Annotated in this window: 8 protein-coding genes and 1 pseudogene; 2 read left to right on the forward strand and 7 right to left on the reverse strand. The window is 71.1% G+C overall.

Annotated elements, in window-relative coordinates; translation table 11 throughout:
• Positions 1 to 40 precede the first annotated feature (40 nt).
• From serA to ACWDEN_RS37460, 6 genes are all read right to left on the reverse strand, one after another.
• Positions 41 to 1,630, reverse strand: a complete 1,590-nt coding sequence (serA, locus tag ACWDEN_RS37435; RefSeq protein ID WP_351618799.1) for a phosphoglycerate dehydrogenase — start codon at positions 1,628 to 1,630, stop codon at positions 41 to 43.
• Between the two features lie 255 nt (positions 1,631 to 1,885).
• Entirely contained in the window at positions 1,886 to 2,884 is a 999-nt protein-coding gene (gene ilvC, locus ACWDEN_RS37440) for a ketol-acid reductoisomerase (protein ID WP_351618796.1), read from the reverse strand.
• Positions 2,885 to 3,015: 131 nt separating this feature from the next.
• The gene (ilvN, locus tag ACWDEN_RS37445; RefSeq protein ID WP_055708145.1) at positions 3,016 to 3,540 is read right to left on the reverse strand and encodes an acetolactate synthase small subunit; all 525 of its coding nucleotides are present in this window, start codon (positions 3,538 to 3,540) and stop codon (positions 3,016 to 3,018) included.
• A gap of 21 nt (positions 3,541 to 3,561) precedes the next feature.
• Positions 3,562 to 5,409 carry an acetolactate synthase large subunit gene (locus tag ACWDEN_RS37450; protein WP_351618794.1) on the reverse strand — a complete coding sequence of 616 codons (1,848 nt, stop codon included), beginning with the start codon at positions 5,407 to 5,409 and terminating at the stop codon, positions 3,562 to 3,564.
• Between the two features lie 243 nt (positions 5,410 to 5,652).
• Positions 5,653 to 8,718: a putative bifunctional diguanylate cyclase/phosphodiesterase gene (locus ACWDEN_RS37455; protein ID WP_450862386.1), complete on the reverse strand. Its 3,066-nt coding sequence runs from the start codon at positions 8,716 to 8,718 to the stop codon at positions 5,653 to 5,655.
• 375 nt (positions 8,719 to 9,093) lie between these two features.
• Complete coding sequence (locus ACWDEN_RS37460) at positions 9,094 to 10,047, reverse strand: 2-hydroxyacid dehydrogenase (RefSeq protein WP_351618788.1); 954 nt, start codon at positions 10,045 to 10,047, stop codon at positions 9,094 to 9,096.
• A gap of 76 nt (positions 10,048 to 10,123) precedes the next feature.
• Between ACWDEN_RS37460 and ACWDEN_RS37465 the strand changes: the two genes are divergently transcribed.
• The gene (locus ACWDEN_RS37465; protein ID WP_351618785.1) at positions 10,124 to 11,122 is read left to right on the forward strand and encodes an aldo/keto reductase; all 999 of its coding nucleotides are present in this window, start codon (positions 10,124 to 10,126) and stop codon (positions 11,120 to 11,122) included.
• Between the two features lie 123 nt (positions 11,123 to 11,245).
• Positions 11,246 to 11,707: pseudogene (locus ACWDEN_RS37470) on the forward strand (PQQ-dependent sugar dehydrogenase); the annotation flags it as partial.
• A gap of 110 nt (positions 11,708 to 11,817) precedes the next feature.
• Here the strand turns inward: ACWDEN_RS37470 and ACWDEN_RS37475 are convergent.
• The gene (locus ACWDEN_RS37475) at positions 11,818 to 12,000 is read right to left on the reverse strand and encodes a DUF6191 domain-containing protein (RefSeq protein WP_351618783.1); all 183 of its coding nucleotides are present in this window, start codon (positions 11,998 to 12,000) and stop codon (positions 11,818 to 11,820) included.
• Positions 12,001 to 12,023 lie beyond the last annotated feature (23 nt).

Genomic DNA, 12,023 nt, shown 5'->3' on the forward strand with positions numbered 1-12,023 from the left:
GACGAAAGTCAGCCCGCCCGGCGTTCGCGGGGGAAACGACTCAGGCCAGGTTCACCGACCGAGCCGAAGTGGCGCCGATCTCGGAAGCAACCTCGGCCAGCACGGCGGAGCCCACCGTGTCGTCGACGGTGAGCACGGCCAGCGCCTCGCCGCCGGCGACCGCGCGAGCGACCTGCATGCCGGCGATGTTGATGCCCGCCTCGCCGAGGATGCGGCCGACGGTGCCGACGACACCGGGGCGGTCCTCGTAGCGCAGGACGAGCATGTGGTCGGCGAGGGCGAGGTCGACGTCGTAGTCACCGACCGCGACGATCTTCTGGACGTGCTTCGGGCCGGCCAGCGTGCCGGAGACCGACACCTCCTCGCCGTCCGCGAGCGTGCCGCGCACGGTGACGACGTTGCGGTGCTCGGGCGACTCGGAGCTGGTGGTCAGCCGGACCTCGACGCCACGCTCCTGGGCGAACAGCGGCGCGTTGACGTAACTCACCGTCTCGTCGACGACGTCCTCGAAGACGCCCTTGAGCGCGGACAGCTCCAGCACCTTCACGTCGTGCTGGGTGATCTCGCCGTAGACCTCGACGTCGAGGCGGACCGCGACCTCACCGGCGAGCGCGGTGAAGATCCGGCCGAGGCGCTCGGCGAGCGGCAGACCCGGCTTGACGTCCTCGGCGATGACACCGCCCTGGACGTTCACCGCGTCCGGCACCAGCTCGCCGGCGAGGGCGAGACGGACGGACTTGGCGACCGCGATGCCCGCCTTCTCCTGGGCCTCGTCGGTGGAGGCACCGAGGTGCGGGGTGCACACGACCTGGTCCAGCTCGAACAGCGGGGAGTCGGTGCAGGGCTCCTTGGCGTACACGTCGAGGCCGGCGCCGGCGACCCGGCCCTCCTTCAGCGCCGCGTACAGCGCCGCCTCGTCCACGATGCCGCCGCGCGCGGCGTTGACGATGCGCACGCTCGGCTTGACCTTGCGCAGCGCCTCGTCGCCGATGAGGCCGAGGGTCTCGGGGGTCTTGGGCAGGTGGACGGTGATGAAGTCGGAGACCTCCAGCAGCTCGTCCAGGGAGAGGACCTTCACGCCCATCTGGGCGGCGCGGGCGGGCTGGACGTAGGGGTCGTAGGCGACGACCTTCATGCCGAAGGCGGACATGCGCTGGGCGACCAGGGCGCCGATGCGGCCGAGGCCGACGACACCGAGGGTCTTCTCGGCCAGCTCGACGCCCGTGTACTTGCTGCGCTTCCACTCGCCGTTCTTCAGCGCGGCGTTGGCCTGCGGGATGTTGCGGGCGGAGGCGAGGATCAGACCGCAGGCCAGCTCGGCGGCGGTCACGATGTTGGAGGTCGGGGCGTTGACGACCATCACGCCGGCCTTGGTGGCGGCGGAGACGTCGACGTTGTCCAGGCCGACGCCGGCGCGGGCGACGACCTTGAGCTTCTTCGCCGCGGCGATGGCCTCGGCGTCGACCTTGGTGGCGGAACGGATCAGGATCGCGTCCACGTCGGCGATGGCGGGGAGCAGTTCGGCTCGGTCTGCTCCGTTGGCGTGCCGGATCTCGAAGTCCGGGCCGAGTGCGTCCACGGTCGCGGGCGACAGCTCTTCAGCGATGAGTACGACGGGTTTCGAGCTCACGTGAGGTCCTCACAAGTCCAGAGCATGCGGACGGCCGTCCCGACGGCCGCAGGCGGAGGAGGGGGGCTAGCCGCGGAAGACGCACGACGCTGTGGGCCTGACGCGTGTTTGTGCAGCAGTCTAGTGGCGTGGCGGCGGGCGGAATGCGCCTCCACGGAAGGATCACCCGGACGGGCAACTCCATTTTGTACGGAGGTTTCGCCCCGGATGGACGAAGGGGGCCGGAGCAGCACGCCCCGGCCCCCGACATGAGGCTTACGCCTCCTCGTTCACCCAGCTCATCAGCTTGCGCAGCTGCTTGCCGGTGGTCTCCAGCAGGTGCTCGGAGTCCTGCTTCTTGTACTCGTTGTACTTCTTCAGGCCGCCGTGGTACTCGTCCATCCACTGCCTCGCGAAGGAGCCGTCCTGGATCTCGGCGAGGACCTTCTTCATCTCGGCCTTGGTGGCGTCGGTGATGATCCGCGGGCCGGTGACGTAGTCGCCCCACTCGGCGGTCTCGGAGATGGACCAGCGCATCTTCTCCAGGCCGCCCTCGTACATGAGGTCCACGATCAGCTTCAGCTCGTGCAGGCACTCGAAGTAGGCGATCTCCGGCTGGTAGCCGGCCTCGGTCAGGGTCTCGAAGCCCGCCTTGACCAGCGCGGCCGTACCACCGCAGAGGACGGCCTGCTCGCCGAACAGGTCGGTCTCGGTCTCCTCGGTGAAGGTCGTCTTGATGACGCCGGCGCGGGTGCCGCCGATGCCCTTGGCGTACGACAGGGCCAGCGCGAAGGCGCCTCCGGAGGCGTCCTGCTCGACGGCCGCGATGCACGGAACGCCGCGGCCCTCCTCGTACTGACGGCGCACCAGGTGGCCCGGGCCCTTCGGTGCGACCATGCAGACGTCCACGCCGGCCGGGGGCTTGATGAAGCCGAAGCGGATGTTGAAGCCGTGGCCGAAGAACAGCGCGTCGCCGTCCTTCAGGTTCGGGGCGATGGACTCCTCGTAGACCTGGGCCTGGATCGGGTCCGGCACCAGGATCATGATGACGTCGGCCTCGGCGGCGGCCTCGGACGGCGTCACCACGCGCAGGCCCTGCTCCTCGGCCTTGGCCTTGGACTTGGAGCCCTCGTGCAGACCGACACGGACGTCGACACCGGAGTCACGCAGCGACAGCGCGTGGGCGTGGCCCTGGCTGCCGTAGCCGATGACCGCGACCTTGCGGCCCTGGATGATGGACAGGTCGGCGTCAGCGTCGTAGAACAGCTCGGCCACTTTGGGTTCTCTCCTTGGTGTGCAGGTTGTGCGTCCCACCGTATGACGGTGAGGGGAAGGGAAGTCTCGGGGTCTCGGCATCCGGGCGGACGGCGTGTCGCCGACCGCCCGGTTTCAGCCGTACTTCAGCCTCAAGCGGATCGGTCGAGGGCGCGCAGCGAGCGGTCCGTGATCGAACGGGCGCCGCGGCCGATGGCGATCGTGCCGGACTGCACCAGCTCCTTGATGCCGAACGGCTCCAGCATCTTGAGCATGGCGGACAGCTTCTCGCTGGATCCGGTGGCCTCGATGGTGACGGCCTCCGGGGAGACGTCGACGGTCTTGGCGCGGAACAGCTGGACGATCTCGACGATCTGGGAGCGGGTCTCGTTGTCGGCGCGGACCTTCACCAGGACGAGTTCGCGCTGCACGGCCTGACCGGGCTCCAGCTCGACGATCTTCAGCACGTTGACGAGCTTGTTGAGCTGCTTGGTCACCTGCTCCAGCGGCAGGTCCTCGACACCCACCACGATGGTGATGCGGGAGATGTCGGGGTGCTCGGTGACGCCGACCGCGAGCGAGTCGATGTTGAAGCCCCGGCGGGAGAACAGGGCGGCGATCCGGGCGAGGATGCCCGGCGTGTTCTCCACCAGGACGGAGAGCGTGTGCTTTGACATGATCTCTTTGCTCTTCCTCGCTCAGTCGTCTTCGTTGTCGCCGAAGTCGGGGCGGACGTCCCGGGCGGCCATGATCTCGTCGTTGGAGGTGCCGGCGGCGACCATCGGCCACACCATCGCGTCCTCGTGGACGATGAAGTCGATGACGACCGGGCGGTCGTTGATGGAGTTCGCCTCTTCGATGACCTTGTCCAGGTCCTCCGGGCGCTCGCAGCGCAGACCCACGCAGCCCATCGCCTCCGACAGCTTCACGAAGTCCGGCACGCGCGTGCCCTTGGCCTCCGGGTTGATGTCGTCGGGGCCGCTGTGCAGCACGGTGTTGGAGTAGCGCTGGTTGTAGAACAGGGTCTGCCACTGGCGGACCATCCCGAGGGCGCCGTTGTTGATGATGGCGACCTTGATCGGGATGTTGTTCAGGGCGCAGGTGGTCAGTTCCTGGTTGGTCATCTGGAAGCAGCCGTCGCCGTCGATCGCCCAGACCGTGTGGTCCGGCTGTCCGGCCTTGGCGCCCATCGCCGCCGGGACCGCGTAGCCCATGGTTCCGGCACCGCCGGAGTTCAGCCAGGTGGCGGGCTTCTCGTACTGGATGAAGTGCGCGGACCACATCTGGTGCTGGCCGACGCCCGCCGCGAAGATCGTGCCCTCCGGCGCCAGTTGCCCGATGCGCTCGATGACCTGCTGCGGGGAGAGCGAGCCGTCCTCGGGCTGGTCGTAGCCGAGCGGGTAGGTCTCGCGCCAGCGGTTCAGGTCGCTCCACCAGGCGGTGTAGTCGCCCTTGTTGCCCTCGCTGTGCTCCTTCTGCACCGCCTGGACCAGGTCGGCGATGACCTCGCGGGCGTCACCGACGATCGGCACGTCGGCGGCGCGGTTCTTGCCGATCTCGGCCGGGTCGATGTCGGCGTGGACGATCTTGGCGTACGGGGCGAAGCTGTCCAGCTTGCCGGTGACGCGGTCGTCGAAGCGGGCTCCGAGGGCGACGATCAGGTCGGCCTTCTGCAGCGCGGTGACGGCGGTGACCGCACCGTGCATGCCCGGCATTCCCACGTGCAGCGGGTGGCTGTCGGGGAACGCGCCGAGCGCCATCAGGGTGGTGGTGACGGGCGCTCCGGTGAGTTCGGCGAGGACCTTCAGCTCGGCGGTGGCGTGCGCCTTGATGACGCCGCCGCCGACGTAGAGGACGGGCCGCCTGGCGGAGGTGATCAGCTTGGCCGCCTCGCGGATCTGCTTGGCGTGCGGCTTGGTCACCGGTCGGTAGCCGGGCAGGTCCATGGTGGGCGGCCAGGAGAAGGTGGTCTTCGCCTGGAGGGCGTCCTTGGCGATGTCGACCAGGACCGGGCCCGGGCGGCCGGTGGAGGCGATGTGGAACGCCTGCGCGATGACCTGCGGGATGTCCTCGGCCTTGGTGACGAGGAAGTTGTGCTTGGTGATCGGCATGGTGATGCCGACGATGTCCGCCTCCTGGAAGGCGTCCGTGCCGATCGACTTCGAGGCGACCTGGCCGGTGATCGCGACCAGCGGGACGGAGTCCATGTGGGCGTCGGCGATCGGGGTGACCAGGTTGGTGGCGCCGGGGCCGCTCGTCGCCATGCAGACGCCGACCCTGCCGGTGGCCTGCGCATAGCCGGTGGCAGCGTGGCCGGCGCCCTGCTCGTGGCGGACCAGCACGTGACGGACCCTCTTCGAGTCCATCAGGGGGTCGTACGCCGGCAGGATCGCGCCGCCGGGAATGCCGAATACCGTGTCAGCGCCGACCTCCTCGAGGGAGCGGATGAGGGACTGCGCACCCGTGACGTGCTCGACGGGGGCGGACTGCTGTCCTCCGGATCGGGGCCGCGGCTGCGGATGGGCCCCGGTGGCCTGCTCGGTCATCGGCATTCTCTTCTCGATGCTGAGGGTTTTTGCGAGGTTTGTACGGAGTTCAAGCGCTGCACGAAAAGCACTCGTGCAACAAAAAACCCCTCGTGCCGCAAGGCAAGCGAGGGGAGCGCGCCGGTGAGGTCGCTGGGGTTGCCGGATCGTCCTCCGGTGGGTCCCAGCTCAGCCGACGCGCTGTCCAAGTACGAGAATTCGGGTGCGCATGGCACTGACCCTCCCCCCGACGCGCACCACGTGTCAAGTGGGTGGGACGGGAGTCTCAGAATGTGAGCGAAGGGCACTGCCGCCTCCGAAGACAGCCGTAACACCCCCTGTGTACACCCCGGAGCGCCCCTTCGGCTCGCTCACACTCCCGGCGAACGCCGGCTCGGCCGGTGCGTGCGGCACCGGGTAGTGGCCGGACCCGAGCGCCCGGCGCAGCCGGTACTCGTCGAGCGGCCCCGCGAAGGCCATGCCCTGCCCGTGCGTGCAGCCCATCGCGCGCAGCGCGACGACCTGCTCCGGCAGGTCCACGCCCTCGGCCACCGACTGCAGGCCGAGATCGCCGGCGATCCGCAGCAGACCGCTGGTGATCTTGTGCAGCCGCCCGGACTCCACGACGCCCTCGACCAGGCTGCGGTCGAGTTTGAGGATGTCCACGGGCAGCCTTCTGAGGGCGGTGATGGCCGCGTGGCCGCTGCCGAAGCCGTCCAGCGCGATCCGCACCCCGAGCCGGCTGAGCGCGGTCAGCCGCCGCTCCAGCTCGTCCAGGGAGACCAGCGGATCGGTGTCGGACAGCTCCAGGACCAGTGCGCCGGGCGGCAGCCCGTGCCGGGTCAGCAGCGCCTCCACGGAGCCGAGCGGCATCGAGCGGTCCACCAGCCGCCGGGCGCTCGTCCGTACGGTCACCGGGACGACGATCCCGGTGGCGGCCCGCTCGGCGGCCTGCTCGACGGCCTCCCGCAGGATCCAGCGGTCCAGCTCGGCGGTCTTGTCGCCGTCCTCGGTCACCCGCAGGAACTCGGCCGGGGTGAACAGCACGCCCTGCGAGGAGCGCCAGCGCGCCTGCGCGGAGACCGCCGTGATCCGGCCGGTCGACAGGCACACCACCGGCTGGTGCAGCAGGGCGAACTCGCCGTCGTGCAGCGCGGCACGCAGCCGGGTGGCCAGCTCCGCCTTGCGTACGACGTCCTGCTGCATCTGCGGCTTGTACAGCTCGACCCGGCCCTTTCCGGCCGCTTTGGCGCGGTACATCGCGAGGTCGGCGTTGCGCAGCAACTCGCCCGCCCCGAGGCCCGGTTCGGCGAAGGCGACGCCGATGGAGGCGTTGACCCGCACGTCGCTGCCGTCGATGGCGTACGGCTGGGAGAGGGTCACCCTGAGGCGGTCGGCGAGCTCCAGGATGTTCCGCTCCCGGGCGGCACGGTCACGGCTGCCGTCCCCGACGATCAGGGCCGCGAACTCGTCGCCGCCCAGCCGGGACGCGGTGTCCCCCTGCCGGACCGCGTCCTGGAGTCTGCGGGCGGCCTGGACGAGCAGCTCGTCCCCGGCCTGGTGCCCGATCGTGTCGTTGACGGCCTTGAAGCCGTCCAGGTCGATGAAGAGCACGGCCGTGCCCAGCAGGGCGGCACCCCGGTCGGTGGCACGGCGGCCGGACAGCGCCTGCTGCACTCTCCGGGTGAACAGCGCGCGGTTGGGCAGGTCGGTCAGCGGGTCGTGCTCGGCGTTGTGCTGCAGCTGCGCCTGCAGACGGACGCGCTCGGTCACGTCCCGGCTGTTGAAGATCAGGCCGCCGTGGTGGCGGTTGACGGTGGACTCCACGTTGAGCCAGCCTCCCCCGCTCTCGGCTGCGCTCGAGCGGGCGGTGCCCCCACCGCCGGACCGGAAGCGGCACTCGATGCGGGTGGTGGGTTCCTCCAGGGGGTCGGCGGCGAGGAAGCGGCGCACCTCGTGCACCACGCAGCCCAGGTCCTCCGGGTGGATGAGGGCGGCCAGCTCCGTGCCCACCAGTTCCTCGGCCGGGCGGCCGTAGACCCCGGCGGCGGCCGGGGAGACGTACCGCAGGATGCCGTTGGGCGCGGCGATCATGATCACGTCGCTGGAGCCCTGCACCAGCGAGCGGAAGTGGTTCTCCTTCTGCGCCAGTTCCTGGGTCAGGGTGATGTTGTCCAGCAGCATGATGCCCTGCCGGATGACGAGGGCGAGCACGACGGCGCCCGCGGTGATCAGCACGACATGGTCGGGTCGGCGCCCGTTGAGGACGTTGTACAGGATGCCCAGGGTGCACACGGCGGCGGCGAGGTACGGGGTGAGGGCGGCCAGGGAGCCGGTGAGCGGCCGGCCGGCCGGATACCGGCTGTGATCACCTCCGGGGGCGGGCGCGGGCGCATGGTGGTGGCTCGTGCCGCGCTGTCCGGGCACGTGTTCGTGGACCACGCGCGTGTGCCCGTCCGGTACGTGCCCCTCCTGTCCGCCCTTGCGGCGGGGCGCGGCCCAGGGGGCGTAGGCGAGCAGCAGCGAACCGGCGAACCAGCCGGCGTCCAGCAGCTGACCGGAGTGGTAGCTGCTGTGCAGCAGCGGCGAGGTGAACAGCGCGTCGCACATGACGGTCAGCGCGAGCGCGCCGATCGCCGTGTTCACGGCGGTGCGGTTGCCCGGGGTGCGGCGGAAGTGCAGCGCGAGCACCATGCTGACGAGCGCGATGTCGAGCAGCGGGTACGCCAGCGACAGCGCGGTGTGCGCCACGCTCGGCCCGTCGAACCGGGCCGCCTGGGCGAGCGCGAGGCTCCAGGACAGCGTGAGCAGCGAGCCGCCGATCAGCCAGGCGTCCAGCGCCAGGCAGATCCAGCCGGCCTTGGTCACCGGCCGTTTGGCGAGCACCAGCAGGCCCACGATGGCCGGCGGCGCGAAGCACAGGAAGAACAGGTCCGCGTAGGAGGGGCTGGGCACCGGCCGGCCGAGGACGACCTCGTACCATCCCCAGACCGCGTTGCCGAGGGACGCCATCGCCGAGGAGAGGGCGAACAGCAGCCAGGCCGAGCGGAAGCGGACGCGCGGACTGCGGGCGTACATGAAGCAGGAGACGGCTGCGGTGCCCGCCGCGGCGGCCAGCCCGAAGTCGCCCATGATCAGCGCCAGTTCGTCCGTGCCCCAGTCGAAGGCGGCCCCGACGGCGTAGGCCGCGCAGACCAGGGCGAGAACGAGTTGCTCCCTCGTGCGGGTGCGTTCACCGGCGGCCGGCCGGCGGGACGCCGGCGCCTGCTGCGGATGCGGTGCGCGCACCGTCGCGTCGAGGGCGGTCGTCACCGAGGGCGGCGCGCTCACCGGGGCCTCCCGGTCTGCGCCGCTCCCGGGTCCCGACGGTCCCGGTGCGCTGGGTGCGCATGCCTCCTGCGGCCGTTGTGCCTGCGCTGCTGGTGGCTGGTGTGGTGGCCGCGTCTGCGCGCGGCCGTGCGCCAGGGCCGCCGTCGGCGGCTCCGCCGCGTCGGATCGTTCGTCCATAGGCCGTGCATCGCCCGTCGCCCCCCTCACAAATCTGAAATGTCCATCCCCGGCGCCGACGGTAGGCGGCGCAGCCCCTGTCGGGACGATACACCAGGATCGTCACTCAGGGACATAGCTTCTCTACGCTCCGTGACGACCAGCGCTGATGCGGGTACGGGGCGCGTCCGGGGGGTCGCGCAGGGTGCCGGAACCGGATTACACCCCTGTCGTCAGGACCACGTTCCGCAGGGGCTCGTGGTTCACGAATCGGGTCAGCTGGTCGGCGAGCAGCCGCTTGGCGCGCGGCAGGAAGGCGGAGGTGGGCCCGCCCACGTGGGGGGTGATGAGCACGCCGGGGGCCTGCCAGAGCGGGTGTCCGGGCGGCAGCGGCTCGGGGTCGGTGACGTCCAGGGCCGCGGTGATGCGGCCGCTCTCCAGCTCCGCGAGCAGCGCCTTGGTGTCCACGACGGGGCCGCGGGCCACGTTCACGAGCAGCGCCCCGTCCTTCATCCGCGCCAGGAATTCGGCGTCCGCCAGGCCCAGCGTGTCCTCCGTCAAGGGCGTGGAGAGGATCACGACATCAGCGTGTGGAAGCAGAGAAGGCAATTCGGTGAGCGGATGCACCGGACCGCGCGCCGTGGTGCGCTCAGAGCGCGCGACGCGCGCCACCCGCGCGAGCTCGAACGGCGCGAGCCGGTCTTCGATGGCGGCGCCGATGGCGCCGTAGCCGACGATGAGGACGGACTTGTCGGCGAGGGCGGGGTGGAAGGCACTCTGCCAGCGCTCCTGCTGCTGGGCCCGGACGAAGCCGGGGATGCCGCGCAGGGAGGCGAGGGTCAGGGCGAGCGCGAGTTCGGCGGTGCTCGCCTCGTGCACACCGCGCGCGTTGCACAGCTGGACGCCGGGCCGGATGACGGACAGCCGCGAGGTGACGTCGTCGACCCCGGCGGTGAGGGTCTGGATCACCCGGACGCCGGTGAGCTGCTCCAGCGGACGCACCTTGACCGGCCACCGCTTCATGTACGGCACCACGTACAGGACGCAGTCCGCCGGGTCGCCGGGAAAGGGCTGGTCACCGTCCTCGCCCCCGTCCCAGAACAGGTACCGGAGCCCCTCGGGCAGGCCCTCGATCTCCTCCGGCGCTATGGGAAGCCACACGTCAGCACTCATGGCATGGAGGCTATGTCAGGCACGCGCGCGTGCAGAGGTTAGGTTGGGGGCCGGGCAGAGGGAGGTTCACGAGCAGGTGGAGCGCAGGACGATCGGCGCGGGGGCGCTCGCGGTGGGGGCCGTCGGACTCGGGTGCATGCCGATGAGCTGGGCGTACAGCGGGTCACGGCAGCGGGGCGACGCATCGCTCAGGACCGTGCACCGGGCGCTGGACCTGGGTTCGACCCTCCTGGACACGGCGGACATGTACGGCCCGTTCACCAATGAGCTGCTGCTGGGCCGGGTGCTCAAGGAACGGCGCGCGGAGGCCTTCGTGTCCACGAAGGTGGGGCTGCTGGTGGGCGAGCAGCACGTCGTGGCCAACGGCCGCCCCGGGTATGTGAAGCGGGCCTGCGACGCCTCCCTGCGCCGCCTCCAGACGGATGTCATCGACCTCTACCAGCTGCATCGCGCCGACCCCGAGGTCCCCGTCGAGGAGACGTGGGGCGCGATGGCCGAGCTGGTGCGGGCCGGCAAGGTGCGGGCACTGGGCCTGTGCGCGGTGGGCGCGCGCGGTGGCCGCCGCTCCGGGGCGGGGCTGCACGACGGTACGGTGCGCCAGTTGCAGCGGGTGCAGCAGGTGTTCCCGGTGGCCGCGGTGGAGGCGGAGCTGTCGGTGTGGTCGCCCGAGGCGCTCCAGGCGCTGCTGCCGTGGTGCGAGGCGCGGGGCGTGGGTTTCCTCGCGGCGATGCCGCTGGGCAACGGCTTCCTGACGGGCACGCTGACCCCGGGCGAGGGTTTCGAACCGGACGACGTACGGGCCCGCCATCCCCGTTTCACGGCCGAGATGATGGCCGCCAACCAGCCGATCGTCGCGGGCCTGCGCCGCATCGCGCGCCGCCACGGCGAGAACGTCACCCCGGCCCAGGTGGCCCTGGCCTGGGTCCTGGCGCAGGGCCGCCATGTGATCGCCCTGCCGGGTGCCAAGCAGGAGCGGTGGGCCGTGGAGAACGCGGCGGCGGGCGACCTGCGGCTGACCGGGGAGGACCTCGCGGAGGTGTCACGGCTGCCGGCGGCTCAGGGGTCGTGGGACTGAGGGCCGAGGGGCGCGGGGCTACCGGGGTGCGCGGGATCGGTCGTGGTGGAGCGGGAACCCGGACGGGGGCCGGCGGTGTATGAGAAGGAGCACCTGCCGCCCGACGACCGCCCCGATGGGACCCTGATCGTGCAACGACGGGCTGTACCGGCCGTGTTGGCCGCGGCCGCCCTCCTGCTGACGGCCGGCTGCTCCTCCGACGGCGGAGGCCCTCCTGGCGGCCTCGGGAGGACGGCGGCCACGGGTACGGCACCGGGCACGGCCCCCTCCGGCGACGCCACCGAGCCGGCACCCCCTGCCAAGGGCTCGGTGAAGGTGCTGCGCACCGTGGCCGAGGGCCTGCGCACACCGTGGGGGCCGGCTCCGCTGCCCGGCGGCGGACTGCTGGTCTCCTCCCGCGACGACAGCACGATCGTCCGGATCGACGACAGGACGGGCCGCAGGACCGTGCCGGGCACGGTCTCGGGGGTCTCCCCGGCCGGGGAGGGCGGTCTGCTGGGCATCGCCCTGTCCCCCGGCTTCGCCTCGGACCACATGATCTGCGCCTGCTTCACCTCGGCCTCGGACAACCGCATCGTCCGCGTGCGGCGGGCGGTGACAAGGTGTGGCTGGTGACGAGCAACACGGACGGCCGGGGCCGGCCGGGCAAGGGCGACGACCGGGTGCTGGAGGCGGAGGTGCGGTGAGCGGCGCCGTCACTCGTCCTCGGCCGGCGGTGGCTCCGGCAGGCGTATGACCGCCTTTCCGGAGGCCAGGTCTATCGGGCCCCGGCCGGGGTCGTTGTCGCCGACGTCCTCGCGGGTCAGCTCCAGGCGGTTCTGTTCGTCCCGGGTGTGTTTGCGACTGGGTGCGAACAGTTCCTCGAAGGCGTTGAACACGGCCCCTCCCCCGCTTTCTCCCC

The sequence above is a fragment of the Streptomyces sp. NPDC001153 genome (genome assembly GCF_053598315.1).

Excerpts from the sequence above, each read along its gene's own strand:
- ilvN (WP_055708145.1), bottom strand. The coding sequence starts at position 3,540 with ATGTCAAAGCACACGCTCTCCGTCCTGGTGGAGAACACGCCGGGCATC.
- ACWDEN_RS37450 (WP_351618794.1), bottom strand. The coding sequence starts at position 5,409 with ATGACCGAGCAGGCCACCGGGGCCCATCCGCAGCCGCGGCCCCGATCC.
- ACWDEN_RS37460 (WP_351618788.1), bottom strand. The coding sequence starts at position 10,047 with ATGAGTGCTGACGTGTGGCTTCCCATAGCGCCGGAGGAGATCGAGGGC.